Source organism: Nonomuraea soli (assembly GCF_013761175.1).
Classification (GTDB): domain Bacteria; phylum Actinomycetota; class Actinomycetes; order Streptosporangiales; family Streptosporangiaceae; genus Nonomuraea; species Nonomuraea soli.
The window spans coordinates 345329-370367 of sequence record NZ_JACDUR010000008.1 but is presented as its reverse complement, the minus strand read 5'-3'; the positions used below and the strand labels follow the sequence as shown (position 1 = coordinate 370367).

29 protein-coding genes and 1 pseudogene are annotated in these 25039 nt (G+C 71.0%); 14 read left to right on the top strand and 16 right to left on the bottom strand.

The window, feature by feature from the left end:
- Positions 1-94: 94 nt before the first annotated feature.
- Positions 95-835 carry an aminoglycoside phosphotransferase family protein gene (locus HNR30_RS37905; RefSeq protein WP_312894935.1) on the top strand — a complete coding sequence of 247 codons (741 nt, stop codon included), beginning with the start codon at positions 95-97 and terminating at the stop codon, positions 833-835.
- A gap of 618 nt (positions 836-1453) precedes the next feature.
- On the opposite strand, the gene HNR30_RS37900 is transcribed toward HNR30_RS37905, so the two are convergent.
- Positions 1454-2857, bottom strand: a complete 1404-nt coding sequence (locus tag HNR30_RS37900; protein ID WP_220134450.1) for a DUF1349 domain-containing protein — start codon at positions 2855-2857, stop codon at positions 1454-1456.
- Positions 2858-2922: 65 nt separating this feature from the next.
- Complete coding sequence (locus tag HNR30_RS37895; protein WP_181614951.1) at positions 2923-3117, bottom strand: hypothetical protein; 195 nt, start codon at positions 3115-3117, stop codon at positions 2923-2925.
- A gap of 237 nt (positions 3118-3354) precedes the next feature.
- On the opposite strand from HNR30_RS37895, the gene HNR30_RS37890 reads away from it, so the two are divergent.
- Positions 3355-3798 carry a VOC family protein gene (locus HNR30_RS37890; protein ID WP_181614950.1) on the top strand — a complete coding sequence of 148 codons (444 nt, stop codon included), beginning with the start codon at positions 3355-3357 and terminating at the stop codon, positions 3796-3798.
- A gap of 316 nt (positions 3799-4114) precedes the next feature.
- Here the strand turns inward: HNR30_RS37890 and HNR30_RS37885 are convergent, their stop codons facing one another.
- Positions 4115-4399 (bottom strand): hypothetical protein, encoded by a 285-nt coding sequence (locus tag HNR30_RS37885; RefSeq protein ID WP_181614949.1) that lies wholly within the window; start codon positions 4397-4399, stop codon positions 4115-4117.
- A gap of 69 nt (positions 4400-4468) precedes the next feature.
- Here HNR30_RS37885 and HNR30_RS50450 point away from each other — a divergent pair, with 69 nt between their 5' ends.
- A complete protein-coding gene (locus HNR30_RS50450; RefSeq protein ID WP_312894934.1) occupies positions 4469-5689 on the top strand; it encodes a LuxR C-terminal-related transcriptional regulator in 1221 nt (406 codons plus the stop codon).
- Positions 5690-5805: 116 nt separating this feature from the next.
- On the opposite strand, the gene HNR30_RS37875 is transcribed toward HNR30_RS50450, so the two are convergent.
- From HNR30_RS37875 to HNR30_RS37865, 3 genes are read right to left on the bottom strand one after another with little or no spacing between them, the layout of a single operon-like run.
- Positions 5806-6516, bottom strand: coding sequence for a TetR/AcrR family transcriptional regulator (locus tag HNR30_RS37875; protein ID WP_181614948.1), 711 nt, complete (start codon positions 6514-6516; stop codon positions 5806-5808).
- A 31-nt stretch (positions 6517-6547) separates the two neighbouring features.
- A complete protein-coding gene (locus HNR30_RS37870; protein ID WP_181614947.1) occupies positions 6548-7759 on the bottom strand; it encodes an FAD-dependent monooxygenase in 1212 nt (403 codons plus the stop codon).
- Positions 7760-7803: 44 nt separating this feature from the next.
- Entirely contained in the window at positions 7804-8166 is a 363-nt protein-coding gene (locus HNR30_RS37865) for a DoxX family protein (protein ID WP_181614946.1), read from the bottom strand.
- Positions 8167-8276: 110 nt separating this feature from the next.
- Here HNR30_RS37865 and HNR30_RS37860 point away from each other — a divergent pair, with 110 nt between their 5' ends.
- Positions 8277-8657, top strand: a complete 381-nt coding sequence (locus tag HNR30_RS37860; RefSeq protein ID WP_181614945.1) for a winged helix-turn-helix transcriptional regulator — start codon at positions 8277-8279, stop codon at positions 8655-8657.
- Between the two features lie 72 nt (positions 8658-8729).
- Complete coding sequence (locus HNR30_RS37855; protein ID WP_181614944.1) at positions 8730-9068, top strand: hypothetical protein; 339 nt, start codon at positions 8730-8732, stop codon at positions 9066-9068.
- An 8-nt stretch (positions 9069-9076) separates the two neighbouring features.
- Here HNR30_RS37855 and HNR30_RS37850 read toward each other — a convergent pair whose 3' ends face one another.
- Positions 9077-11191, bottom strand: a complete 2115-nt coding sequence (locus HNR30_RS37850) for a carbon starvation CstA family protein (RefSeq protein WP_181614943.1) — start codon at positions 11189-11191, stop codon at positions 9077-9079.
- A complete protein-coding gene (locus tag HNR30_RS37845; protein WP_181614942.1) occupies positions 11188-11505 on the bottom strand; it encodes a hypothetical protein in 318 nt (105 codons plus the stop codon). Before HNR30_RS37845 ends, HNR30_RS37850 begins: the two co-directional genes overlap by 4 nt.
- Positions 11506-11684: 179 nt before the next feature.
- Between HNR30_RS37845 and HNR30_RS37840 the strand changes: the two genes are divergently transcribed.
- Entirely contained in the window at positions 11685-11876 is a 192-nt protein-coding gene (locus HNR30_RS37840; protein ID WP_181614941.1) for a DUF3311 domain-containing protein, read from the top strand.
- On the top strand, positions 11873-13468 hold the full coding sequence (mctP, locus tag HNR30_RS37835; RefSeq protein ID WP_181614940.1) for a monocarboxylate uptake permease MctP: 1596 nt from the start codon (positions 11873-11875) through the stop codon (positions 13466-13468). Before HNR30_RS37840 ends, mctP begins: the two co-directional genes overlap by 4 nt.
- A 23-nt stretch (positions 13469-13491) precedes the next feature.
- Here the strand turns inward: mctP and HNR30_RS37830 are convergent, their stop codons facing one another.
- Both HNR30_RS37830 and HNR30_RS37825 read right to left on the bottom strand, forming a co-directional pair.
- Positions 13492-13836: a DUF6285 domain-containing protein gene (locus tag HNR30_RS37830; RefSeq protein WP_181614939.1), complete on the bottom strand. Its 345-nt coding sequence runs from the start codon at positions 13834-13836 to the stop codon at positions 13492-13494.
- A gap of 8 nt (positions 13837-13844) precedes the next feature.
- A complete protein-coding gene (locus HNR30_RS37825; RefSeq protein ID WP_181614938.1) occupies positions 13845-14468 on the bottom strand; it encodes a TetR/AcrR family transcriptional regulator in 624 nt (207 codons plus the stop codon).
- A 69-nt stretch (positions 14469-14537) separates the two neighbouring features.
- Here HNR30_RS37825 and HNR30_RS37820 point away from each other — a divergent pair, with 69 nt between their 5' ends.
- Both HNR30_RS37820 and HNR30_RS37815 read left to right on the top strand, forming a co-directional pair.
- Entirely contained in the window at positions 14538-15533 is a 996-nt protein-coding gene (locus HNR30_RS37820; protein WP_181614937.1) for an MDR/zinc-dependent alcohol dehydrogenase-like family protein, read from the top strand.
- Between the two features lie 12 nt (positions 15534-15545).
- Positions 15546-16418: a TIGR03564 family F420-dependent LLM class oxidoreductase gene (locus tag HNR30_RS37815; protein WP_181614936.1), complete on the top strand. Its 873-nt coding sequence runs from the start codon at positions 15546-15548 to the stop codon at positions 16416-16418.
- 3 nt (positions 16419-16421) lie between these two features.
- Here the strand turns inward: HNR30_RS37815 and HNR30_RS37810 are convergent, their stop codons facing one another.
- A complete protein-coding gene (locus HNR30_RS37810; RefSeq protein ID WP_181614935.1) occupies positions 16422-17633 on the bottom strand; it encodes a lanthionine synthetase LanC family protein in 1212 nt (403 codons plus the stop codon).
- 76 nt (positions 17634-17709) lie between these two features.
- Here HNR30_RS37810 and HNR30_RS37805 point away from each other — a divergent pair, with 76 nt between their 5' ends.
- Positions 17710-18888, top strand: a complete 1179-nt coding sequence (locus HNR30_RS37805) for an acyl-CoA dehydrogenase family protein (protein WP_181614934.1) — start codon at positions 17710-17712, stop codon at positions 18886-18888.
- Complete coding sequence (locus HNR30_RS37800) at positions 18885-19841, top strand: phosphotransferase family protein (RefSeq protein WP_181614933.1); 957 nt, start codon at positions 18885-18887, stop codon at positions 19839-19841. Before HNR30_RS37805 ends, HNR30_RS37800 begins: the two co-directional genes overlap by 4 nt.
- Here the strand turns inward: HNR30_RS37800 and HNR30_RS37795 are convergent.
- A complete protein-coding gene (locus HNR30_RS37795; protein WP_181614932.1) occupies positions 19828-20397 on the bottom strand; it encodes a TetR/AcrR family transcriptional regulator in 570 nt (189 codons plus the stop codon). The genes HNR30_RS37800 and HNR30_RS37795 overlap by 14 nt on opposite strands.
- Entirely contained in the window at positions 20387-20812 is a 426-nt protein-coding gene (locus HNR30_RS37790; RefSeq protein ID WP_181614931.1) for a hypothetical protein, read from the bottom strand. The genes HNR30_RS37795 and HNR30_RS37790 overlap by 11 nt, the downstream gene beginning before the upstream one ends.
- Positions 20813-20835: 23 nt before the next feature.
- Between HNR30_RS37790 and HNR30_RS37785 the strand changes: the two genes are divergently transcribed.
- Entirely contained in the window at positions 20836-21513 is a 678-nt protein-coding gene (locus tag HNR30_RS37785; protein WP_181614930.1) for a class I SAM-dependent methyltransferase, read from the top strand.
- Here HNR30_RS37785 and HNR30_RS49680 read toward each other — a convergent pair.
- Entirely contained in the window at positions 21507-22460 is a 954-nt protein-coding gene (locus HNR30_RS49680; RefSeq protein ID WP_220134448.1) for a glycoside hydrolase family 3 C-terminal domain-containing protein, read from the bottom strand. The two genes, HNR30_RS37785 and HNR30_RS49680, sit on opposite strands and share 7 nt — an antisense overlap.
- 170 nt (positions 22461-22630) lie before the next feature.
- Positions 22631-23002 (bottom strand): annotated as a pseudogene (locus tag HNR30_RS49675) (glycoside hydrolase family 3 N-terminal domain-containing protein); the annotation flags it as partial.
- Between the two features lie 257 nt (positions 23003-23259).
- On the opposite strand from HNR30_RS49675, the gene HNR30_RS37775 reads away from it, so the two are divergent.
- Together HNR30_RS37775 and HNR30_RS37770 are read left to right on the top strand one after the other, a co-directional pair.
- A complete protein-coding gene (locus tag HNR30_RS37775) occupies positions 23260-23700 on the top strand; it encodes a PaaI family thioesterase (RefSeq protein ID WP_181614929.1) in 441 nt (146 codons plus the stop codon).
- 21 nt (positions 23701-23721) lie between these two features.
- Complete coding sequence (locus tag HNR30_RS37770) at positions 23722-24093, top strand: ASCH domain-containing protein (protein WP_220134447.1); 372 nt, start codon at positions 23722-23724, stop codon at positions 24091-24093.
- Here the strand turns inward: HNR30_RS37770 and HNR30_RS37765 are convergent.
- Positions 24071-25018 (bottom strand): GNAT family N-acetyltransferase, encoded by a 948-nt coding sequence (locus HNR30_RS37765; protein WP_181614927.1) that lies wholly within the window; start codon positions 25016-25018, stop codon positions 24071-24073. The genes HNR30_RS37770 and HNR30_RS37765 overlap by 23 nt on opposite strands.
- Between the last annotated feature and the right edge of the window lie 21 nt (positions 25019-25039).

Here is a 25039-nt window from a genome sequence, read left to right as displayed (position 1 = left end):
TCGTCATCCCTACGCGTCGCCCTCCCACCTCCGCCTCGACCCACGCCGCGAAAATCCGGTGACGCTTGCGGTCGTCGCCGAGAGAATGGCCGACGTGAAGGAGATCATCGAGGTCGTGGTCGCCCATCAGCAGCGCGCTACCCTGCGCGTCGGTGATGTGTTCCTGAAGATCGACACCGATCAGGCACGGATCGACGTCGAGGTTGAGGCGATGGCCATGGTGCCGGTCCCGACTCCCGAGGTGTTGTGGCGGCAACCTCCCGTGCTCGCTATCGCTGCTGTCCGGGGGACGGCTCTCGGGCGCCTCGGCGAGCCTTCGACCTCCTCTCCGGCCGCTTGGGCTGCGGCGGGCGCCGCGGTACGGATGCTGCATGATGCGCCGTTGCCGCCATGGCCAGGTCGCAGCCTTGACGACATCGTGTCCGAGCTCGATGAGGAGTGTGGGTTGCTTGTCACGAGCGGCATCCTCCCTGCCGATCTGGTCACGCGTAACCGCCAGGTCGCCGAGGCCGCGCTCCGGCCTTGGACGCCTGCGTTCATTCACGGCGACCTGCAGATCTGTCATGTGTTCCTCGAAGGTGACAAGGTCACTGGTGTGATCGACTGGTCGGAGGCGAGCCGAGGGGATGCGCTGTACGATCTCGCTACTTTGACGCTTGGGCAGGAGGAGCACCTCGCCGACCTCGTGGCCGGGTATGGGAGCGACGTCGATCTCGATGTCATTCGCGGGTGGTGGTCGATACGGAGTCTGCTGGCCATTCGCTGGCTGGTGGAGCATGGGTACGACCCGTTCTTGCCGGGTTGCGAGGTCGATGTGTTGAAAGCTCGGATGTAGGGCAGACTTCCTCGCTCCCACAGCCGTCAGGGGGCATCGTCCTCGTTGTGTGTCCTCGCGTTTCCTCAGGTCGTGGCATGTCTGTGACGCCGCTGCGCATGCTGTTCGGCATTTCCGTTCACCGTGTATCCCGTTCTCGGCCCGGCGCGGGGTAGCGTCTCCGTTCGCACCGGTCTTGGCCCGGCGAAAGTTAGGGTCGTGTGCCGCGCCGATGCCTCGACCACCCCACGATCGACGCGCTGGTCATGGCCGCCTTCCGCTGCTTGCCCCGGCGAGAGTCACGTCGTTTGTCGCGCTGTTCTGGCCTGGCAAGAGTCGCGTTGTTTGTCGCACTGTTCTGGCCTGGCGTGAGTCGCGGCGTATGCCCGCGCCGGTGCTCGGCTCGGCGACGGAATGGCAGGGTGGCGTCGTGTGCAGAGCCGAGGTTGGTTGGCACGGTGAGGGGCATCGCGTACTGCACGGCTGTCGGCCGACGAGGTTGAGGGATCGCTTGCGGAGCTGCTGGGGAAACAACGCCGGTCGAGCGGGGTGTGGCGTCGCATCGCCTGCTGTGCCGTACTGGCGGGTGTAGTGATGGGTGGGAGGCGCGCATCCGCTGTGGGACCTTTGCCCGATCTCTCACTGGACCATCGAGAGGGCGGGTGGTTGGCGTCTGGGGAGTTTGGTCGCTGACCACAGGGCCAGGGCTGCGTAGGCGCAGAGGATGGCGAGGCCCGCCCAGGGCGGGAGGGGGAAGTAGCCCGTTGCCGGTGAATACAGGCCCTCCACCTGGGCGTATTCTCTGACGCTTTGCTGGATGGCGAAGCCTGCTGCGGGGGTGACTGCGAGGAGCCATTCGCCTATGCCTGCGAGTGCGAGGAGGTAGGGGGCGAAGATCAACGTTGTGGTTGCTGTGACGGCCGGGATGGTGCGCTTGAGCAGGGTGCCTATGGCGACGGAGAGGATCGCGACGGCGGCGAAGAGAAGGCCGGTGCCGACGATCAGTTGGAGGTATGTCGGCCAGGCGGCTGGATGGGGGTGGACGCCTTTGGACGGCAGGATCGCCAGGCAGGTGGGGATCACGACGGCGGCGGGGATCAGTCCGGCGGCGAAGGATGCTGTGCCGATGACGGTCGCCTTGGCGGTGAGGGTGGTGCCATAGCGGTGCGGGCGGGTGGTCGTGGCGAAGGTGGTTGCGACGGCGATGATCAGGAGCAGGGCCGCGAAGCCGCCGATGAGCATGCGCTCGATGGGCTGGCCGTTGGTGCTGGGGGCGACGTCGCCGACGCCGGTCACCGTGAACGTGTCACCTGAGCGGGTGAAGGCGCCTGGGTGGTGCGGAGTGACGCCGTCGAGTTCCATCTCTACGCCGATGTCGTCGAATTTCCAGGGGCCCGTTTGCGGGGTGAGCTGGTCGAAGGTGGCGGTGGCTTCGGCGAAGCGTGATTCGGGGCCTGACGCGCCGTTGGTGATGGCGCCTGGGGAGGCGGCGAAGAGGCCGATCTGCACCGTGTCGGGTAGGCCGTCGAGGCTGGCCTTGCCTACCTCGGTCCATTGTTTGCCGTCGCCTGATTCGGAGCCGGTGAGGGTGTCGCCGGTGCGGGTCAGGCGTAGCCAGCGCGGGTAGCCGTTGGTGGATGAGCCTGCGGTGTCCTCCGTGAAGTTGTGCTGCATGCGGACGCCGTGTTCGGCGGTCACCATGATGGCGGCGTACGGGGAGCCCTGGTTGATGCCGTCCTTGATCATGAGGCCGGCTTTGGCCCATGGCACGAGGCCGGGGACGGGGGGTGGGCCCGCTCCCGTGCCCGGGGGTGGGGGTTGCTTGATTCGGCCCGTCATGGAGGTGACTCGGACGGTGATGGTGCCGTCGCCCTGCAATGGCTGGTGGACGAAGGAGAGGCTATCTTCGACGGCTTGGCCGCCGGGGCCGAGGATGGGGGCGGGGCAGGGCTCGAGGACTTCTGTGCGGGTTTTGAGGTCGAACTTGCCGCAGGTGGCGGTGGCGGTGGCGGCGAGGGTGAGGCCTGCGGTGAGGGTGATCATGGTTGCCGTTATCAGGCCGATGAGGCGGGCGCGGCTTGTTGTGAGGGTGGTCCACGCTGTGCGAATCACGGCGACTGCCGTCCTGATGGGGCGGGAGGCTGGGCGGTCGAGGCGAGGGGAGCCAGGGCGTTCGAGGGGGCGAATGGGCGGGTGTTCGCGACCCTGAATGGCTGGGCGCTCGCAGCCGTGGACGGCTGGGTGTTCGAGGTGGTGGTGGGCTCGGTGTTGGGGGTGGGGGGCGGGTCGGGCGTGGGTTTCATGGGTGGCAGATTAGGCAGCGGGGGCTGCCGTGGGCGTCACGCCGGGGAGCGATCTTCTGCCTCCCTGATGTCAGGGATGGGGTCCCTCGTGTGAGGGATGGGACCTGCGCTGAGTGCCCTGGGGACCGGCCGGCTCCTGAGATTTGGTGCGATGGGGATGTCGAGAATGGGGTGTCGGCTCCGTCCAAGGGGCAGAGGTGGCCCGGTGGTGGGCCGCACCACGTGAAGGAGGCCGGCATGGCGCTGCGGAGGATGGACAACGTTCTCATCGTGGTCGACGATCTCGACGCTGTCATCGCGTTCTTCGTCGAGATCGGGATGGAGCTGGAGGGCAGGGGGCCGGCCGAGGGGCGGTGGGTGGAGCGGGTCATCGCGCTCGAGGGTGTGCGGCAGGAGGTCGCGATGCTGAGGACGCCGGACGGGCATGGGCGGGTCGAGCTGGCGATGTTCCACGCACCCGAGGTGGTCAGGCCTGAGCCGAAGGACGCGCCGGCGAACACGCTGGGGATTCGTCGCGTCATGTTCGCGGTCGATGACATCGAGGAGGTTGTGGGGCGGCTGCTGCGTAACCACGGTGCCGACCTTGTCGGTGAGGTGGTGGACTACGAGGACGTTTATCGGCTCTGCTACGTGCGGGGGCCGGAGGGGATCGTCGTCGGGCTGGCTCAGCAGCTCGGTTGAGAGGGCGGGTGGGGCCTGTCGCTTTGTCGCGGGGGGCCAGGAGTCGGCCTGCCGCGGCTGAGGGGGCGGGCAGGGCATATAGCCGGGGCCAGGCCAGCGGGCGGGGCTGGGCTAGGGCAGGGCAGGGCGGGGCTGGCCTGGGGCAGGGCTGACCTGGGGCAGGGCTGGGGCAGGGCAGGGCGGGGCTGGCCTGGGGCAGGGCTGACCTGGGGCAGGGCTGGGGCAGGGCGGGGCTGGGCTGGGCCAGGGCGGGGCTGGGGCGTGCGCCTGTTTGTGGTGTAGGTGGAGGCTCGGCTCGGTGTGGGGAGCGGCGGGGTCAGGCTGCCGGACGGAGGATTCTCGTGTGAGGGGTGGACGCGAGCGCCGGAGCGGTCTCCCGTGACGCCCACACCTTCGTCCGTAGGAGCTCGAGAAAGGCCTCCGCCTCCTGGACGGTGGCGAAGTCCAGGTCGATGACCACGTACCGGGCGTCGTCGACCGGCTGGGCGATGCGATGGCCGAGGACCCCGGCCCGCTGCCGGACGTCGGCGAAGCGGTCGAAGGCCGTCTTCCACACCCCGTAGTCGGTGATCGCGTGTTCGATGTGCAGTGTCGTCGTCATGTCTCCATGCTCCCCACCTGCCCAGGTGCCAGCCATCCCAGAAGTCTGGGGTCGTCCTACGCTGGACAGGTGGAACGCCTCGGCAGGATCTGCGGGTCGGTGCGCGACGCCACGGCGTTGCGGGTGGCGATCGTCGACGAGCTGCGGCGGACGATGGGCTTCGACGCCTACGCTTTTGTGCTCACCGATCCGGAGACGGCGGTCGGGGTGGCGCCGCTGGCCGACGTGCCGTGCGTGGACGAGTTGCCTGAGTTGATCCGGTTGAAGTACCTGACGCCCGTCAATCGGTGGACGGCGCTCGGCGACCCGCCTTCGGCGTCGCTGGGCGATCCGGCGCGCAGCCTGATGTGGCGCGAGCTGCTCCACCGCTTTGCGGTGCGTGACATCCTCTCCACCGTCTTCCGCGACGCTTGGGGGTGCTGGGGGTTTCTCGATCTGTGGCGCTCGGGGCCCGGAGAATTCACAGCCGAAGAGGTGGCGCGGCTCGCGACCGTGGCGCCGGTGATCACACGTGCGCTGCGTACGGCGCAGGCGGCGACCTTCATGCCCGCCCCGGTCCAGCAGCCTCGGAGCGGCCCCCTGGTGGTGCTGCTCTCCCCCGGGCTGCGGGTGCTGGGGCAGACGGGTGAGACCCAGGCGTACCTGCGTACTCTTGTACCGACCGCGGCCGAGCGGGCGCCGATTCCGGCGAGTGCCTACAACGTCGCGGCCCAGTTGCTCGCCTGGGAGGCGGGTGTCGATGCGCGGCCGGCCGGGGCTCGTGTGCATCTGGCCGACGGCGTGTGGCTGATGTTGCGTGCGGCACGGCTTGACGCGAACATCGCGGTCACCATCGAGCAGGCCTCGGCGGTGGAGCGGGCCGCCGTGTTCGCTCGGGCGTTCGGGCTGAGCCCGCGGGAGACGCAGGTGCTCGATCAGCTCGCGACGGGTGGCGACACGCGGCAGGTGGCTGCGCGGCTGTTCCTGTCGGAGCACACGGTTCAGGATCATCTCAAGTCGGTGTTCGACAAGACTTCGCTTCGCAGCCGTCGCGCTGTCGTCACGCATGCGTTCGGGCTGGCTGAGCCGCCGGGTGGGGGTGGGAGCGCAGGTGGGAGCGCAGGTGGGAGCGCAGGTGGGAGCGCAGGTGGGAGCGCAGGTGGGGGCACAGGTGGGGGCACAAACGAGGGCGCAGACGGGGGCGCAGACGGGGGCGCAGACGGGGGCACGAAAGGGGGCGCAGGCGGGGGCACAAACGGGGACGCCGGTGCGGGCGCAAGTGGGGGCTCAGTGGGGGGTGGGGTCATTTGACGACCGGGTAGTGAGAGGGGCCCCGGGGGACGCGTGACGGTCGCGGGAGCCGGTTCGCCGATGCAAGCACCCGAGCCCCCAAGACGCCTGCGAAGCCCGGCGCTCAGCCTCACACCTCACTCACGAGGCGTCTGCCCCCGCTCGATGATGGCCAGCACCGCCTCACGCGTCCGGCGGAACACCGCCACCGTCTCCTCCGCCGCCCAGGCCACGGCCTGGCCGCCCGGCGGTGAGGCGGGTTCGAGCAGCAGGCCGACGGTGTCGGCGAGGATGTCGCCAGGGTCCGCCGAGCTCGACGGCGCCGAGGCCGGGTCGGCCAGGGCGGTGCCGAACCCGGCCAGGACGGCGTGCATGCCGTACGACTGGTCGGCCAGCGGCCGGTCCTGGCGGATGAGGCCGTGCCGCCGCAGGATCGGCATCACCGCCTCGCACAGGGCGCCGGGCCGGGTGCGCGCGAACAGCTCGCGGTCGCCGCCTTCGACGGCGAGCAGGTGGAGCACGTCGACGGCGAGGCGGTGGGCGAGCGGGGAGCGCAGCCCGGTGCGCAGGAGCAGCGGGGCCAGGTGCCGTGGCCGTACGGCGTCGGGCGTGGCGGTGATGCGGGCGATCACCTCGTCGAGGAAGGTCAGCAGTTCGCGGGCGAACAGGCCCAGGATGAGGTCTTCCTTGGTGGGCCAGTACAGGTAGACGGTGCCCTTGCCGACGCCGGCGGCGCGGCTGATCTCCGAGACGGTGACCTTGGCGGCGCCGTGGTCGGCGACCAGCTCGCGCGCGCTGTCGAGGATGCGGGCGGCCTTGCGCGAGTGCTGTTCGACGAGCCGGCTCACCGGGATCGTTCCTCCTCCGTGGCCGGGCGTCTCAGGCTGCGGCGACGTCCAGCTCCTTGTTGCTCATGTCGGGACCTCCCATTATCTTGCCCATCGCCCTGGCCAGGGCGGGGGTGCGCAGCATCACGGCGCGGGCGAGTCGCTCCCTGCGGTCGTGCGGGGTGAAGATCTTGCGCATGAACAGGGCGCTGTCCTGTTCGGTGGCGATGAAGGGCCGCATCCTGGCCTCCCATGCGCCGAGCGCGGCGGGCAGGTCGCCGGGGTGGAGCCGCAGCATGGTGCCGAGGAGTTCGGCTCCGGCGATGCCGCTGGAGGCGCCCATGCCCGCGTAGAGGGTGACGCACCAGGCGGCGTCGCCGATCAGGACGACCCGGCCGTGGTGCCAGCTCGGCATCTTGACCTGGTTGACGGAGTCGAAGAGCCGCTCGGGCGCCTGCTCGAACCGGGTGAACAGGTGTTCCAGCAGGGGTCCTGGTGGCCGCGGGCCGAAGGCCGCGCGGATGGACTCGATGGGCCGGCGCCGGAATTCGGCGTCGAGGTCGCGGGTGCGGTAGGAGAACAGCAGGCTCGGCGGGTGGTCGCGGAAGGGGAAGACCGTCGCGGAGCGTCCGGGCTCCGCGAGGGTGAGGCCTTCGTCCTGGCAGAAGCCGTCAACGGGCCCGTCGAGGACGGTGGCGCCGATGACGTAGCCGAGCGGGCTCAGGTAGCCGCCGCCGAAGGCCAGCTCGCGTACGGCGGAGCGCATGCCGTCCGCGCCCACGACCAGGTCGAAGCGCTCGGTGTCCGAGGCGCCCGTGGAGGTGTCGTGGAGGGTGACCTCGGCGGCGGCCGGGTCCTGCGTGATGCGGGTGGGGACCGTCGAGTAGCGGATCTCGACGTCGGACGGCAGGGCGGCGAACAGGGCCTGTTCGATGTCGCCGCGCAGCAGTTGCCGCGGCCTGCCGGGCAGGCCGGCGGGGCTCATGCCGGGACGTCGTCTGCCTGCCCGGTTGACCTCGTGGTTGACCAGCGGCGACGGGGTGCGGTCGCCGATCGTGTCGAGCACGCCGAGCCTGCGCGCCGAGGCGACGCCGGTGGTGAACAGCATGATGAAGTACCCGCCCGCGCGACGGGACGGCGCCCGTTCCACGATCACGGGGTCCCAGCCGATCTCGCGCAGCCGGAGGGCCGTGGCGATGCCGGCGATGCCGAGGCCGACCACGAGGGCGCGGCCGCCGTGCTGCGGGGTCGTGTCGTCGTCCATGGACACCACGATATCCAACACACTGACCGAATTGGTCATTCTGGTCAGTTCGCGATGGCCAGCCACAGGGTGACGCCGATGAGCGCCAGCAGCACGAGGTTGAGCCAGATCGCGTTCCCCTCCCCGCGCCTCAGGTGGAGCACGGTCGCCGAGACCTGGATCACCGCGAACCCGATCGCGGCGGCGACCGCCAGCCACGGCGCGATCCCGGTGAGCGGAGGCAGGATCAGCCCTGCCGCGCCGAGCACCTCCAGGACCCCGATCGCGCGCACGAACGGCATGGGCACGGTGTCGACCCACCCCATCATGGGCCGCAGCCGTTCCTGGCTCTGGACGACCTTCTTGCCGCCCGCGTAGAGGAAGAAGAGCGCCAGCAGCGCCGCGACGATCCAGTAGGAGATCTCCATGAGCCGCACCTCGAATGCAATGGTTACTGACAGGAAGTAGCCACATGATGCGTCACTATTGAGAGGCATACAAAAGGCACACGCGTGTGCGTTACCCACAGGGGATTGTCATGTCGGACTACGAGCACACCTGCATGATCAGGGGCGACGGAGGGCGCACGATCCGCGCCATCCTCGACCGCATCTGCAACAAGTGGACGCTGCTGATCGTGGCGACCCTCGACCAGGGGCGGCTGCGTTTCGGCGATCTGCACCAGCAGGTCCCCGGCATCTCCCAGCGCATGCTGACCCTGACGCTGAGGAACCTCGAGCGCGACGGACTGGTGTCGCGCACGGTCCACGCGGAGGTGCCGCCGCGTGTGGAGTACGCCCTGACCGCCACCGGCAAGAGCCTCATCCCGCCCGCGCTGGCGCTGGCGGGATGGGCGATCGAGCACGTTCCGCACATCGAGGCCAGCCGTACCGCCTACGAGTCGAGAACCGCCCCCTGACGGGCGGCGTCGATGAGATCTACTCTGGAGGGCAAGGAGGTGCACGATACCCGCCCGACAGGGAGGTGCACGATGCCCGCCAAAGTGGACTTCACTCACCGGCCCAGGACCAGCTCCGACGAGGAGCTCGCCGAGCCCGGCACCTGCGTGGTCTGCGGGTTCCGGGTCAGCTCCGCCGACCCTGGCCTGCACGAGGGCGAGATCCGCGGGCTGGCCGTCGAACCCGGCGACCAGACCACGCTCGGGTACGCCGAGGCGCTGGTACGGCAGGAGCTCGCCGAGACCCACGTCTTCCTGACCGACACCCAGCTGGACATGCTCGCCCGGCGCGCCGTCCAGGCGCTGCACCAGCGCGGCGCACTCCGGGTGCGCCGCGCCGACTGGCGACCTCCAAGGGTCCCCGCACGATAGCGACGGGGCTACGGCGCCGCGGCCATGCGTTCCTTCTCCTCCCGCGTCGCGAGCAGCCCCGAGGGGGCGACGATCTTCGACTCCACGTACTCCGCCTCCGTGGACGGCAGCGGCGCCGGCGACCTGATCGCCTTCACCCACACCCTGGCCGCGTCGAGGATCACGATGATGATCAGCACCGCGAACAGCGCCGCCAGGATCCCGTCGACCGTCGAGTTGATCACGATCTGCTGCATCGCCTCGGGCGTCTTGGCCGGAGGCAGCAGCTGTCCCTGGTCGAGCGCCGCCTGGTAGCGGTCGCGCTGGGCGAAGAAGCCGAGTGTCGGCACCGGGGAGAAGACCTTCTCGTAGCTGGCGGTCAGCGTCACCACGGCGTCCCAGGCCAGGGGTACCGCCGTCACCCAGGCCCATTTCAGCCGCCCGCTCTTGATGAGCAGCGTGGTGGCCACCGTCAGGGCGACGGCGGCCAGGAGCTGGTTGGCGATGCCGAACAGCGGGAAGAGCTGGTTGATCCCTCCGAGCGGGTCGTTGACGCCCTGGTAGAGGAAGTACCCCCAGGCGGCCACGACGACGGCGCTGGCGGCGACGAGGCCCGGCCACCAGCTCACGCGCCCGATCGGCTTCCACACGTTGCCGAGGGTGTCCTGCAGCATGAAGCGCCCGACCCTGGTGCCCGCGTCGACCGTGGTGAGGATGAACAGCGCCTCGAACATGATCGCGAAGTGGTACCAGAAGGCCTTGAACCCGTCACCGCCCAGGAATCCGGAGAAGATCTCCGAGATGCCCACGGCGAGTGTCGGGGCGCCGCCGGTGCGGGAGACGAGGGTGGACTCCCCCACCGCCGCGGCGGCGGCCTGCAGGTCCTGGGGCGTGATGACGAAGCCGAGGTTGGCGACGGCCTGCGACGCGGTCTCCACGGTCGCGCCCATGACCCCGGCGGGTGAGTTCATCGCGAAGTACAGCCCCGGGCTCAGGATGCACGCGGCGATCATCGCCATGACCGCGACGAACGACTCCATCAGCATGGAGCCGTAGCCGATCATCCGTACCTGGGTCTCCTTCTGGATCATCTTGGGCGTCGTGCCGCTGGAGATGAGCGAGTGGAAGCCCGACAGCGCGCCGCAGGCGATGATGATGAAGACGAACGGGAAGAGCGATCCGGCGAAAACCGGTCCCTTGCCGTTGAAGGCGAAGTCGGTGAAGGCCGTGTTCTGCATGACCGGCATGGTCACCGCGACGCCGATCGCCATCAGGACGATCGTGCCGATCTTCATGAAGGTCGACAGGTAGTCGCGCGGCGCCAGCAGCATCCACACCGGCAGCACCGCGGCGACGAAGCCGTAGGCGATGAGCCACAGCGACAACGCCGACGGGCTGAGCGTGAACACCGGAGCCCACGACGACTCCTGCACCCAGCCGCCCGCGACGATGGCCAGGACCAGCAGGGCCACGCCGATCAGGGTGGTCTCGACGACCGCGCCCGGTCTGATGACCCGCAGGTAGAAGCCCATGAACAGGGCGATCGGGATGGTCATCGCGATGGAGAAGACGCCCCAGGGCGACTGGGCCAGCGCGCCGACGACCACCAGGGCCAGGACGGCGAGCAGGATGATCATGATGGCGAAGACCGCGATCAGCGCGGCGACCCCGCCGATCGGGCCGATCTCGTCGCGGGCCATCTGCCCGAGGCTGCGGCCGTTGCGGCGCATGGAGAAGAAGAGGATCACCATGTCCTGCACCGCGCCGGCGAAGATCACGCCGGCAACGATCCAGATGGTGCCGGGCAGGTAGCCCATCTGGGCGGCCAGCACCGGGCCGACGAGCGGGCCGGCCCCGGCGATGGCGGCGAAGTGGTGTCCGAACAGGATGCGCCTGTCGGTGGGCTGGAAGTCGATGCCGTTGTCGAGCCGTTCCGCGGGGGTGGCCCGGCTGTCGTCGGCGCGCAGCACCTTCTTGACGATGAACCGGGCGTAGAAGCGATAGGCGATGGCGTAGGAGCCGAGTGCGGCGGCCAGCAGCCAGACCGCGTTGACGTTCTCACCTCTGGACAGGGCGAGCACCGCCCACCCGGCCGCGCCCACCAGCGCGACCGCCGTCCAGACGATGATGGAGCGCACCTTCACCGAGTCAGCCTCCCTAGGCAACTGCGCAGGCCCGCGTCGGGTGGCAGGTCGCTAATGAAGCGCCGCCACCGGCCCAGCGGCCGGCAGTCCACGGCGACGGTCAGTTCGGCGAGGTGCACCCAGGCGGTGGGGTGGGCGTAGACCTGATCGCCGAGCCGCCGCGCTCTTCTCGGGACCTTGGTACGGCGCAGCGCCCGCACGGAGAACTCCCCCGCGTCCGCGCAGCACAGTCCGGTCACGTGCCAGTCGAAGTAGACGACCTCGTCCCCGCGCAGGGCGTCGAGGGCGGCCGGCGTGAGCGTGATCGAGGACATGGGGGCTCCTGACGATCAGTTGACTTCGACGCTAGACCCGAATGTCACGCCCGTAAAGCGGCTTCCATCTCAAGAGCTGGGACGATTTGGCCGAACTGTAATACAGAGGCCATTGGGATTAAATCCCCCGAAACGTTACGCTCCGACCCCGTCACACCCCCTGACTCCACGGAGAAAAGATGACCACCCGGACTGACAAGAGCCGGTGGAACTGGCTCTTGTTCGTGCCCATCGTGGTACCGCTGCTGACGTTCCTGTTCAACTCCGACGAGCCGCGCCTGCTCGGCTTCCCGCTGTTCTACTGGCTGCAGCTGGCCTTCATCGCGCTCGGCGTCGCGTGCACCACGATCGTTTACAGGATGACGAAATGACCACTGAGATCGTCGTCTTCGTCGTCCTGTTCGCCCTTGTCAGCGGAATGGGCTTCGTCGCCGCCCGGTGGCGCCGGCCCGATTCCATCGACAGCCTGGACGAGTGGGGTCTGGGTGGCCGCAATTTCGGCTCCTGGATTACCTGGTTCCTCGTCGGCGGCGACCTTTACACGGCCTACACGTTCGTGGCCGTGCCCGCCCTCGTCTTCGGCGCGGGCGCGATGGGCTTCTACGCCGTGCCGTACACGGTGATCATCTACCCGCTGGTCTTCCTCGTGCTGTGCCGCCTGTGGTCGGTCTCGCACGTGCACGGCTTCGTCACCCCGGCCGACTTCGTGCGCGCCCGCTTCGGCTCGCCGATGCTGGCCCTGGTGATCGCCATCACCGGCCTGGTCGCCACCATGCCCTACATCGCGCTCCAGCTGGTCGGCATCGAGGCCGTGCTGCAGTCGATGGGCATCACCGGCCACTGGCCGATCGTGGTGGCCTTCCTGATCCTGGCCGCCTACACCTACCAGTCGGGCCTGCGCGCCCCGGCGCTGATCGCCTTCGTCAAGGACACGCTCATCTACGTCGTGATCCTGGTGGCGATCATCTACATCCCGGTCAAGCTGGGCGGCTGGGACATCGTCTTCGACAGGGCGGCCGAGAAGTTCGCGGCCACCCCGGCTCCCGGTGACGGCATCATCCTGAACGCCGGCAACCAGCTGCAGTACATCACGCTGGCCTTCGGCTCGGCGCTGGCGCTGTTCCTGTACCCGCACAGCCTCACCGGCGTGCTGGCCGCCAAGAACCGCAACGTCGTCAAGCGGAACATGTCGGCCCTGCCCGCCTACTCGCTGCTGCTGGGCCTGATCGCCCTGCTCGGCTACATGGCCATCGCCGCGGGCACCAAGCCCACGGTCGGCGAGAACGGCAAGCCGATCGGCAACACGATCGTGCCGAACCTGTTCGACCAGATGTTCCCCGACTGGTTCACCGGTGTCGCCTTCGCCGCCATCGCCATCGGCGCCCTGGTGCCGGCCGCGATCATGTCGATCGCCGCGGCGAACCTGTTCACCCGCAACATCTACCGGGAGTACATCAACAAGCAGGCCAGCGACAAGCAGGAGGCGCAGGTCTCCAAGATCGTCTCGCTGCTCGTCAAGGTCGGCGCGGTGCTGTGCATCCTCCTGCTCGACCCGCAGTTCTCCATCGACCTGCAGCTCATCGGCGGCGTCATCATGCTGCAGACGCTGCCGGCGGTGGCGCTCGGCCTGTACACCCGGTGGTTCCACAAGGGCGGCCTGCTCATCGGCTGGGCCCTGGGCATGGCCGCGGGCATGTGGATGCTCTACACCATCCCGAACCCGGCCAGCGGCAAGCTGCACTTCGGCGGCTCGGCCTTCTCGCTGGGCAACCTCGGCTTCGACACCAAGATGACCATCTACGCGGGCATCCTGGCCCTGGCGGTCAACCTGATCGCGGCCGCGCTCGGCACCGTGGTGCTGCGCGCGCTCAAGGTCGCCGACGGCGTCGACGCCACCAAGCGCGACGAGTACTTCGCCGACGAGGGCGACCCGCGGGTCAAGGATCTCGACCTGACCCACTAGAGGCGTACGGCAGGCGACGCCGGTCAGTCCAGGTAGCCGGGGTTGGCCACCTGCAGCTTGGCCCGCACCGCCTGCCGTACCAGCTCGGCCACCTCGGCCCGGTTCTCAGGACCGTCGAGGTGGCCTTCGCGTATGGCGGCGGCCAGCTCGGCGTCGTCGGCCACGCCCAGCTCCGCCAGCCGCCGCCGGTGCTCGGCGGCCTGCTCGGGGCCGAGTTCGAGCTCGCGCTCGACCATGCCGAGCACGTTGATCGCGACCCTGGTGTGGAAGCGCACCCGCCCGTCGACCGCGGGCAGCACGTCGTCGGAGAGGAAGTCGCGCACGGCGGCCAGCAGCTGCGCGGCCGTGGGGGCGTCGTGAGGCTCCATGCCCGCCTTTATCGCATGGCGCGCAGGAACAGGTCGACCCCCGACACGACGATCTCCTCCAGCTTCTCGCGCGGGATCGGGCGGGTGCCGAAGGCCGACAACATCGGCAGCTCCTCGGTGATCAGGGCCACGAACTGGCTGGCCGCCCGCACCGGGTCGTCGAGGGTGAGCCTGCCCGCGTGCGCGAACCTGGCCAGGCGCCCGGCCAGGGCCTCGTTGAACGGGTCGACGGCGTCGGCGCGGATCAGGTCGAACAGGTCCGGAAATCTCACGATCTCGGCGTTCAGCAGCCTGCGCAGGGCCGCCGAGCGCTCGTCCTGGAAGCAGCCGACCAGGCCCCAGGCGACCGCGATGAGCGCCTCACGCAGGTCGGGCGGGTCGGCGGGCAGCTCGGTGAGCACCGCCGACGACTTGGCGATCCCGCGCGCCGCCGTGGACCTGATGACCTCCCGGAACATCTGCTCCTTGCCGCCCAGATGGGCGTAGATCGTCGGCTTGGCCACGCCCGCCTCGGCCGCGATCACGTCGACGCTCGCCTGCGCGTAGCCCTCGCGGGCGAACACGCGGAAGGCCGCCTCCACGATCATCTCGCGCTTGTCGATGCGGCCTCTGGGCCGATTGCCGTCGTGCATACGGACATGTTAGCTTCACTGAACTACTCGGTTCAATTTTTCAAACCTTGTCGTTCAGGGGGTTTTATTATGCGTGCTCTCACGGTTTCCGGGGACGGATTCGTCCTGGCCGAGCGGCCCGCCGCCGATCCACGACCCGACCAGGCGCTGGTCGAGGTCCACGCCGTCGTCGTCACCGGACGTGACGCCGTCCACGCGCCGGCGGTGCTGGGCGAGGGAGGCGTGTGGGGGTTCGAGGCGGCGGGCGTGGTCGTACGGCAGGCGGCCGACGGCTCCGGCCCGGCGCCCGGCGCCAGGGTCGTCGCGCTGGGCGACCGGCCAGGAGCCTGGGCCGAGCTGGCCGCCTTCCGCGCGGGTGATCTGGCAGTGGTGCCGGAGTCGGTGACGCTGGAGCAGGCCGCCGCCCTGGCGGTGCCGGGGCTCAGCGCGCTGCAGGCCGTCCGGCGGCTCGGTCCGGTGCTCGGCCGCCGCGTCCTGGTCACGGGCGCCTCCGGAGCGGTCGCCTGGTACGCGGTCCAGCTGGCGGCCCTGTCGGGCGCCCACGTGATCGCCGCCACCCGCACCGCCGCGCCGCCACCCGCCACCCACGCGCCCTCCCCCGCACAGGCGCCCCTGGCCCAACCCTCCGGCGCCCAGCCGCCCTCCACACAGGCACCCCCAGCCCGGCCCTCCGGCGCCCAGCCGCCCTCCCCCACGCCGCTGCCGCCCGGGGCGGGCGAGGTGGTGGCGTCACTCGACGAGGTCACCGAGCCCGTGGACGGCGTGATCGACGTCGTCGGCGGCGCGGTGCTGGGCCGGGCCTTCGCCCTGCTGGCCGACGGCGGCCGGGCGATCGCGGTCGGCACGATGGGAGGCGACCCCCTGGTCCTCGACCCCGCCGGCCTGGTCACCCCCGCCCGCCGCACCCTGGAGACCTTCTGGGGCCAGTGGCCCTCCGGCCCGGCGCTCGGCGAGGTCCTGACCCTGATCGACCGCGGCCTGCTGCGCCCGGAGAATCCGCCCGCCCAGCGGTGGACCGCGGTCCACCGCCCCGCCGCCCGTTCCGTCGTCACCGTCACCCGCTGAAAGGCCCCGCCGATGCGCATCGGACTCTGGATCGACGAGCTCGCCCCGTCCTTGGACGACATGATCGCCTTCGCCCACGCCCACACCGCCTTCGACAGCCTCTGGGCGGGCCAGCGCGACGGCAGGGACGCCCTCACCGCGCTGGCGGTCGTCGGCCGCGCGGTGGACGGCCCGGCGCTCGGCACCGCCGTCGTGCCCACTCAGCCGCGCCACCCCCTCGCCCTGGCCGCCCAGGCGCTCACGGTGCAGGAGGCCGTGGGCGGGCGGCTGACCCTCGGCGTGGGGGTCAGCCACCGGCCGATCGTCGAGGGACGTTTCGGCCTGCCGTACGAGCGTCCCGCCCGCCACCTGCGCGAGTACCTGTCGGTGCTGGCCCCGTTGCTGCGCGGCGAGAGCGTGGCGTTCGAGGGCGAGACCCTCAAGGCGTCAGGCGCGGTCGGCGTGAGCACGACGGCACCCTCGCTGCTGGTCGGGGCGCTGGGACCGGCGTCGTTGCGCATCGCCGGCGAGCTGGCCGACGGCGTGGTCACCACCTGGGCGGGACCGGAGGCGCTGGAGTCGTACGTGGTCCCCGCCCTGAGCGGCGGCGCCCCTCGGGTGGTGGCGACGGTCTGCGTGTGCGTCACCGGCGACGAGGCGGGCGTGCGATCGATGGTCGCCGAGCGGTTCGCGGTGGTCGGCGAGCTGCCCGCCTATCGGGCGATCCTGGAGCGCGGCGGCGCGCGCGGACCCGCCGACGTCATCGTGGCCGGCGACGAGGCGGACGTCGTCGAGCAGCTCGGACGGCTGGCGGGCGCGGGCGCGACCGAACTGCTGGCCGTCCCCATCGGCACGCCCGAGGAGCAGAAGCGCACGACCGCCCTGCTGGCCGGGACGAAGGTCTGAGGGTCAGTGCCCGACGCTCAGGGGGACGGGTATGGCGGGAAAGGGGTTGTCGGGCAGCAGCGGCAACCGCGCCGCCCGCTCCCCCTGGCCGGCCGCGTGCAGGTGCAGCAGGGCGGCTGCGATGCCGGCGGGTCCGGGCAGGTAGCCCGGCTTGGTCGTGCGCGGCCAGCGCAGGCCCGCGCCGTCGGGGTCGCCGGCCCGGCTCACCAGCTCGCCCGCCAGCCGGTGGGCCGTGTCGAGGTGGGCGGATCTGCCCGTGCCGGCCCACAGGCCGACGAACAGCTCCAGCAGCCCGGCCACCCCGCAACACTGGCAGGAGGCGTCGGGCATGCCCTGCTCGCGGCAGTGGCGCTCGATCCCGCGGGCGAGGAGCTCGGCCCACTCCAGATCGCGCGAGTCGCCGCCGGAGCGATAGAGCTCGAAGAAGGCCCGCGCCACCCCGGCCGATCCCGAGCAGAAGCCGACGGCGAACAGGTCGCGCCCCTGGGGCAGGTGGTGCGGCACCACGGCGGCGCCGTCGGTCAGCGTGCTGACCTCACGGATGAAGGCCGCTCCACTGCGGGCCGCGCGCAGGAACGACTCGTCGCCGGTGACGGCGTGCAGGCGCGCCAGGAGGTACACGGTGCCCGCCGTGCCCGACAGGAAGCCGGGCGTGACGGAGTCGTCCGGCAGTCCGGCGCGGGCGCCGAGCCGGTGGCCGGGCACGGGACGGCCGGCGATGCGGCGGCCCACCTCGACGGCGATCGCCGTGCAGGCGGGCAGGCCCAGTTCGGCCCCGGCGCGCAGCAGCGACAGGACGATGCCGCCGTCGCCGCGCAGCGCGGGCTCGCCGGTCCAGCCGACGTAGTCGTCGGAGGCGCCGAACCAGTCCCCGGACAGGCCCCCGGCGCCCGCCCGGGCGGCGATCAGCTCGGCGATGTCGGCGGCGGCCTGCTCGAACTCGCCGCCGCCCAGCACCCAGCCCGCTTCCAGGAGGGCGATCATGACGCCGGCGAGCCCTCTGTACAGGGTGAGGTCGTCGCGGTGCTCGGGCCAGGCGGCGACCAGGCGCCGCGCACCCTCGCGTGCTCGCGCCAGGTGGTCGGCCCTGCCCGTAGCGGTCGCCAGGTCGAGTTGGAACAGCACGATCCCGGCCTCGCCCGAATACAGGGACAGGCCCGGTCCCGGCCCGATCAGGCGCTCGGCCCGTACGGCCACGCTCAGCGGGGTGTTCACGTCCCAATTATCCCATAGTTTTGGTAGGAATTACAGGATGTTGACCGTGCAACGGTTCTGCGTTGTGATCCGGAGCATGAGCTTTGCCGTACCCGACCGTGTCCGCCCCGTCCGTGAGGCCGTGCTGGCCTTCATGACCGAACGAGTCGAACCCGCCGAGGAGGCGTTGCACTCCGGCGACGCATCCATTCTGCGCGAACTTCAGGAGGAGGCCAAGAAGGAGGGCCTGTGGGCGCTGGGCCACCCGCGCGAACTGGGCGGCGGCGGGCTCGGCTTCCTCGACTACGTCTACGTCAACGAGGTGCAGGGACGCAGTGAGTACGGCCAGCTGGCCCTGGGCACCTTCACCCTGCAGGACTCCCTCATGCTGCACGAGCACGCCTCGGACGAGCAGCGGGAGCGCTACCTGCGACCGCTGGTGCGCGGCGACATCTGGCCCAGCTTCGCGATGACCGAGCCGGCGGTCTCCAGCAGCGACCCCACCCAGATCCGGACCAGCGCGGTGCTCGACGGCGACGAATGGGTGATCAACGGGCACAAGTGGTTCACCACGGGCGCCTCCCGCGCGGCCTACACCACCGTCATGTGCCGCACCGAGAGCGACGCTCCCCCGCACCTGGCCTTCTCCATGATCGTGGTCCCCACCGGCACGCCCGGCTACCGCATCGTGCGCGAGACGCCGGTGCTGGGCCTGTCGGGCGGGCACTGCGAGGTGCGCTACGAGGACGTGCGCGTGCCCGCTGGCAACCTGCTCGGGCCGCGCGGCCACGGCTTCGTCATCGCCCAGAAGCGGCTCGGCCCCGGCCGCATCTTCCACTGCATGCGCTGGCTGGGCCAGGCGCAGCGCGCCTTCGACCTGATGTGCCGCAGGCTGCACGAGCGCACCGCCTTCGGCGAGCCGTTGGCGCGCAAGCAGCTGATGCGCCAGCACGTCTTCGACTCCTACACCGACATCCAGGCCGCCAGGCTGCTCACCCTGCAGGCCGCCCACGCCGTCGACGGCGGCTCCGACGCGCGCGTGGAGATCGGGGCGATCAAGGTGGTGGGCGCGCGCATGCTGCACGCCGTCATCGACCGGGCCATCCAGGTGTACGGCGCGGCGGGACTGACGCCCGACACCCCGCTGGACCGGATGTACCGTCACGCGCGGGCCGGCCGGATCTACGACGGACCCGACGAGGTGCACATCGACTCGGTCGGGCGGCGCGTCCTGGGCACCTACGCCGCCGGCGGCTCGTGGGAGTTCGCCCGATGACGAGCGCGGGCGACCCGGCCGCCGGCGTCGTTCACGAGGTCTTCGGCGATCAGGCGCGGGTCTCGTCGGCGGTCCGGCTGCCCGGCGGCGCCTCGCGCGAGACCTGGTCGCTCGACGTGCGGGCGGGCGGCGTCACGCACGAGCTGGTGCTCAGGATGGACGGCCCGGGAACGGCCCTGGAGACGGGGGCGGGATCCGGGCTGGCCGCCGAGGCGCGGCTGATGCGCGCGGCCGCCGAGACGGGCGTGCCGGTCCCCCGCATCGTCGCCGAGGGCACGGCGGGGCGGCCCTACCTTCTGATGAGCCGCGTCGACGGCCAGACCATCCCGCGCAAGATCCTTCGCGACCCGGAGTTCGCCGGAGCGCGCGAGAGCCTGACCGAGCAGTGCGGCGCCGCCCTGGCGGCGATCCACCGCATGCCCCTGACCGCCGTGGCCGAAGACCCGCCCCCCGACCCGCTGCGCCAGTGGCGCGACGTGCTCGACCTCACCGGCCGGGCGCATCCCGCCTTCGAGCTGGCCTTCCGCCGCCTGGACGAGACCCGTCCCGACCCCGGCGGCATCGCGGTCGTGCACGGCGACTTCCGCAACGGCAACCTCGTCGTCGGCCCGGAGGGCCTGCGCGCGGTGCTCGACTGGGAGCTGGCCCACGTCGGCGACCCGATCGAGGACCTGGGCTGGTTGTGCGTGAGGGCCTGGCGGTTCGGCTCGCCGCGCCCGGTGGGCGGGTTCGGCGACTACGACACGCTGGTCGCGGCCTACGAGAAGGCGGGCGGGCGGCGGGTGGATCCGGCGGCGCTGCGCTGGTGGGAGACCTTCGGCGTGCTCAAGTGGGGCGTCATCTGCGTCATGCAGGCGATGCGGCACCTGGAGGGCGGCGCCAGGTCGGTCGAGCTGGCCGCGATCGGGCGGCGGGTGTGCGAGACCGAGTGGGACCTGCTCAACCTGCTGTGAAGGCCGCCACGATGGCGTCGGCCAGGCCGTCGACCACCGCGGAACGCTCCACCTCCGGGTGCTCCAGCCACCAGTCGCCGGTGGTCTGCACCATGCCGACGAAGGCGTGGCCGAGCACCTGGGCGCGCACCGGGTCGCGCACCACACCCTCGGCGGCCAGCAGCCGTCCCAGTTCCTCGCCGAGGCTGCGCACCAGCGAGGTCATGTGGGAGCGCATGCGGCTGTCCTCGGCGCTGGCCCGGTGGAACAGGAACCGGTAGAGGTTGAGGTTGGCCGAGATCAGGTCGAGGTAGACGGCGATCGTCGCGCGCGTGCGCCGGCGCAGGTCGCCGGGGCCGGCCAGCTCGGGCAGCAGGTGCGCGATCACGGTGCGGACGTGCCGGTCGGCCAGCGCTTCGTACAGCCCGCTCTTGTCGCCGAAGTGGCGGTAGAGGATCGGTTTGGTGACGCCCGCCTCGGTGGCGATGAGCGCCATGGACGCCTCGTGCCCCTCCCGCAGGATCACCCTGTCGGCCGCGTCAAGCAGGGCTCTGCGCCGATCGGGGCTACGACTCACGACGCCACCATAGCCGGGCGGCCGACACCGTGAGCAGGCCGCCGAGCAGCACGTACAGCCCGGTCAGACCGGCCACGGCCCCGGCGGGCTCGCCCGGGTCCGGCAGGATCGGCGGGTACGGCAGGCCGCGGGCCAGAGCGGTGGCCACCTCGGGCTCGGTGGCGAACAGCGCCCCCACCACGGCCAGCGGCACCCCGCAGCACGCCGCGGCCAGCGGCGACAGCCCAGGCCAGCAGGTCAGCGCCGCGCCGAGCACCGCCACCGCCGACAGGCAGGCCAGGCCGGTCCACCCCGGGACGAACCCGGCGAGCGCGGCGCGCAGGGCCCTGGCCCCCGCCTCGGTCACGTAGAAGGCCACCGGAGCGGCGAGCAGGCCGATGGCGGCTCCCAGGAGATGACGCAGCGCGGACGGCACGCGCACAGCCTAGGGTCACGGTCATGAACACCGGTACCGGTCCTGGCGCGATCACGCCCGACGGCTCCCCCGTGGAGTTCTACCTCCTTCTCGACGCCGACGACGAGGCCGAGGTGATCGCCTCGGCCGTGCCCGCCGGGGCGTCCCTGCTGGAGCTGGGCTCCGGTGTCGGCCGCGTCACCCACGCGCTGCTGGCCAAGGGCCTGTCGGTCGTCGCGGTCGACGAGTCGGCCGAGATGCTGGCGCACGTGCGAGGCGCCGAGACCGTCCAGGCCAGGGTGCAGGAGCTGGATCTGGGCCGCCGCTTCGACGGGGTGGTCCTGGCCTCCTTCCTCCTCAACACTCCCGACGACGGCCTGAGGCGCGCCTTCCTGGCCGCGTGCGCCCGGCACGTGGCGCCCGGCGGCTCGGTGCTCGTGCAGTGGCAGCCGTACGAGACGCACGAGCGGTGGGCGCCCGGCATGGGCCGCACGACGGGCCCGATCGGGATCGTCATGGACCGGGTGGAGCGCGTCGAGCCGCACCTGTTCTCCGCCACGATGCGCTACACCCACGGCGAGCGGGCCTGGACCCAGTCCTTCGAGTCGCGCCAGTTCACCGACGAGGAGCTGGCCGCCGAGCTGGGAACGGCGGGGCTGGTCCGCGACCGGTTCCTGACCGAGGACCGCACCTGGCTGCGTGCCGTACCCGCCGGTCAGTAGGCGAGGCCGTGACCGTACGGGTAGAGCGGGTCGGCGGTGTCGCCCGGCACGTCGGGCCTGCTCGCCTCCACGGCGGCCATCGAGCGCGGCAGCTCGAACGGCAGCCGCCCGCGCGGTGACCTGCGGCCGAAGACCACGTCGAGGAAGGCGTCGTCACGGGCTCCGTAGTCGGCCAGCACGGCCTGGCAGGCCTGGTCGATCTCGGGGAAGACCGCGGGACGCTCCAGGTGGAGGCCGAGCACCGTGGGCCTCAGCCGCTCCAGCCGGTCGATCTCCGCCCGCGGGAAGGCCAGGCTGCCCGAGTGGAAGAAGGCCTCGAAGCCGCCCTCGCGCGGCTCGTACGGCGCGGACAGCCGGACGAGCGTGGCCTGTGCCTCTCCGGGGGTGGCCACGACCTTGCCGTAGGCGGAGGCGGTCGCGGCGTCGATGCCCTCGACGTAGATCGCGGTGCCCTCCGCCAGGGGCAGCGGGCCGTTCTTGAGCAGCGTCAGCGAGGCGCTCTGGGCCTCGAGCCCGGCCTGGACGAAGTCGTCGCGGCCGACGATCTCCTTGGCCCTGCCGGGGTCCACGTAGGGGTCGTCGAACAGGCCCAGCACGAACTTCTCGCGCAGCAGGCGGCGCACGGAGGCGTCGATGCGCTCCTGGCCGACCGCCCCGCCGCGCACGAGCTCGACGATCAGCTCGGGGCACTGCTCGCCACCGAACTGGTCCACTCCGGCCTCGAGGGCCTTGCGTGCGCGCTCCAGCGGGGTCAGGTGCTCCACGCCCCAGGCACGCGCGGGCATCTCCTGGCCCATGATCTCGGCGTCGGTGAGCAGCCCCCAGTCGGTGCAGACGATGCCGTCGAAGCCGTAGCGCTCGCGCAGCAGGCCGGTGATGACGCCCTTGCTGAAGCCGAAGCCGACCTCCTCGTACTGCGTGCCGACCGGCATGCCGTAGTAGGGCATGATCTGGCTGGTGCCCGCCTCGAAGGCGGCCTCGAAGGGCCTGAGGTGGTAGTCGAAGTTGCCGCCCGGGTAGACCTGCTCGCGGCCGTAGGAGAAGTGCGGGTCCTCGCCGTCCTTCTGCGGCCGCCGCCGGGGAAGTGCTTGGTCATGCAGGCGACGCTGCCAGGTCCGAGCCGCTCGCCCTGGAAGCCCCGGATGTAGGCCTTGACCAGGCGCGAGGTGAGGTCGGCGTCCTGGCCGAAGGTGGCGTTCACCCTGGCCCAGCGCGGCTCGGTGGCCAGGTCGATCTGCGGGTGCAGGGCGAGCCTGATGCCGACGGCCAGGTATTCCTGCCGCGCGATGTCGGCGAAGCGCTCGACCAGGGCCTCGTCACCGATCGCCGCCAGGCCCGTCGGCTCCGGCCACTGCGAGAACGCCCCGGCCATGATCGCGGCGCCGGGGTTGCTGGAGAAGGAGTTCCTGGGGTCGGTGGAGAAGGTCACCGGGATGCCCAGCCGGGTGGCGGCGGCCCGCTCCTGCTGGGTGTTGTGCCACTCGGCCATCTCGCGCGGCGAGCCGCTGCCCAGGATGTTGAAGTGGGTCATCGCGTGCTCGTCGATCTGGTCGACCGGCCCGCCGAAGAAGACCATCGTCTGGAAGAGCAGGCCGGCCTTCTCCTCCAGGGTCATCCTGGCCAGCAGGTCCTCGACGCGCTCGGCGACCGGGCGATTCTTGTCCTTGTACACGTTTATACGTATAACCTGCCCGGTGCGCACCCCGCCAGACCGCATCAGAACAAGATTCCATTACGCTGGCCTGCGTGTCGGTGACCGGAGCAGACTTCTTGCGCGCCATCGCGGAGGGGACCGTCGAGTCCTCCCCCCATCTGGCCCACCTCGGCCTGCGGCTCAGCCGCGTCGAACCGGGGAGCGTCCACCTGGAGTGGCGGCCGGGCGCCGCCCTGACCAACCGCTCGGGGGTCGTCCACGGCGGCTACATCGCCACCGCGCTCGACGACGCCTGCGGGATGGCCTGCGGCAGCGCCGCACCCCAGCCGACCCTGCACCTCACCATGAACCTCAACGTCGACTACCTGCGCCCGGTCCAGGTCGGCCAGACCTACCTGGTCACCGGGACCGTCACCCACCGGGGACGCACCCGGCTGCTGGCCCAGGCCACCGTCACCGGCGCCGACGGACGCCTGTGCGCCCAGGCCACCTCCAGCCTCACGCCCAACCGCGCCGTCCACCCGCTCGCCTGACCGATGGCCCACAATGGGCGGGTGGAGATCTACGACCTCGGGGTGCCCGGCGAGATGCGCGACCGCCTCGTCGCCGCGGTGGTGAGCGGTGTCAAGAGCGCCACCTCCAGCCTGAAGCTCTTCTACGGCGACGGCGATCCGCTGCCCGAGCCGGGGCGCTTCCTGCTGGCCGACAGCTCGGGCGTGCGCGGCATCGTCGAGGTCGTCAGGGTCGAGCTGGTCCCCCTGGGCCAGGTCGGCGACGACGTGGCCCACGCCGAGGGCGAGGGCTTCGCCGACGCCGCCGCCTGGCGGGCGGCGCACGAGGACTTCTGGGCGCCCTACCTCAACGAGCCGCTCACCGACGACGACCTCGTGGTCGTCGAGCACTTCACGTTCGCACCTTCAGGCTGAGGCGCCAGACGTCGATCACCAGGACCGGCCGCATGCCGGCCGAGGTGTACAGGCCCAGGGCCGGGGTGGTGTTGTTGGAGTCGACGTGCAGCAGCGTGCCCTTGCGCCCGCGCGCGTGGTCCTCGGCGAAAGCCGTACGCAGCAGGAACCTGCCCAGGCCGCGACCGCGGTAGGCGGGCCGTACGGCCAGCGTGAGCACGTAGCCGCAGTCCTCGTCCTCGGCGAACTGGTCGGTGCCGATGACGAGCGCGGCGGGCTCGCCGTCGATGCGCGCCAGCAGCGCCTGCGACCAGTCGGTGCTGGCCGAGGCGTCGCGGCGGGCGAACCACTCCTCGAAACTCGTCTTGACGAAGCCGAAGTGCTCGGCGAAGGCCTCCTGCTGCACCCGGTGGGCCTCGCGCAGCACCTCCTCGCTCTCGCCGCGATGCAGCGTGAGGCCCGCGGGGAGCTCGGGAGCCTCGACGGGGCCGGTGAAGTCGATGCGCATGCGGTGGAAGGAGGTGGCGGGCGCGAAGCCGTGGCGGGCCGCCAGCTCGCGCTGGGCCGTGTCGGGACGGTAGATGCCGATGTCGGTGGTGACCGAGTCGTGGCCGAGCTCGGCCGCGATCTCGCGGGCCCTCCCGAGGACCAGCTCCCACAGGCGGGGCGCCAGGTCGTCCGGCGTGCCCGGCCGGACCAGCACCTCGATGTCGACGTTGTCGCTGTCGCCCTTGCGGCAGGCCCAGGCCCAGGCGACCAGGGTGCCGTCGCGCCAGGCGAGCCAGCCGTCGCGTTCGCGGTCGAAGCCGGGCTCGACGAGCTCGTCGGCGATGTCGTCGAGCGTCACGTCGGCGAAGCCGATCGACTCGACGGTGCAGGCCGCGGCCAGCTCGAAGATCTCTTGGGCGTCCTCGACACGCGGTCTGCGGAGCTCGTAGGTATCCATGGGCCCGATTGTGCACAGCGA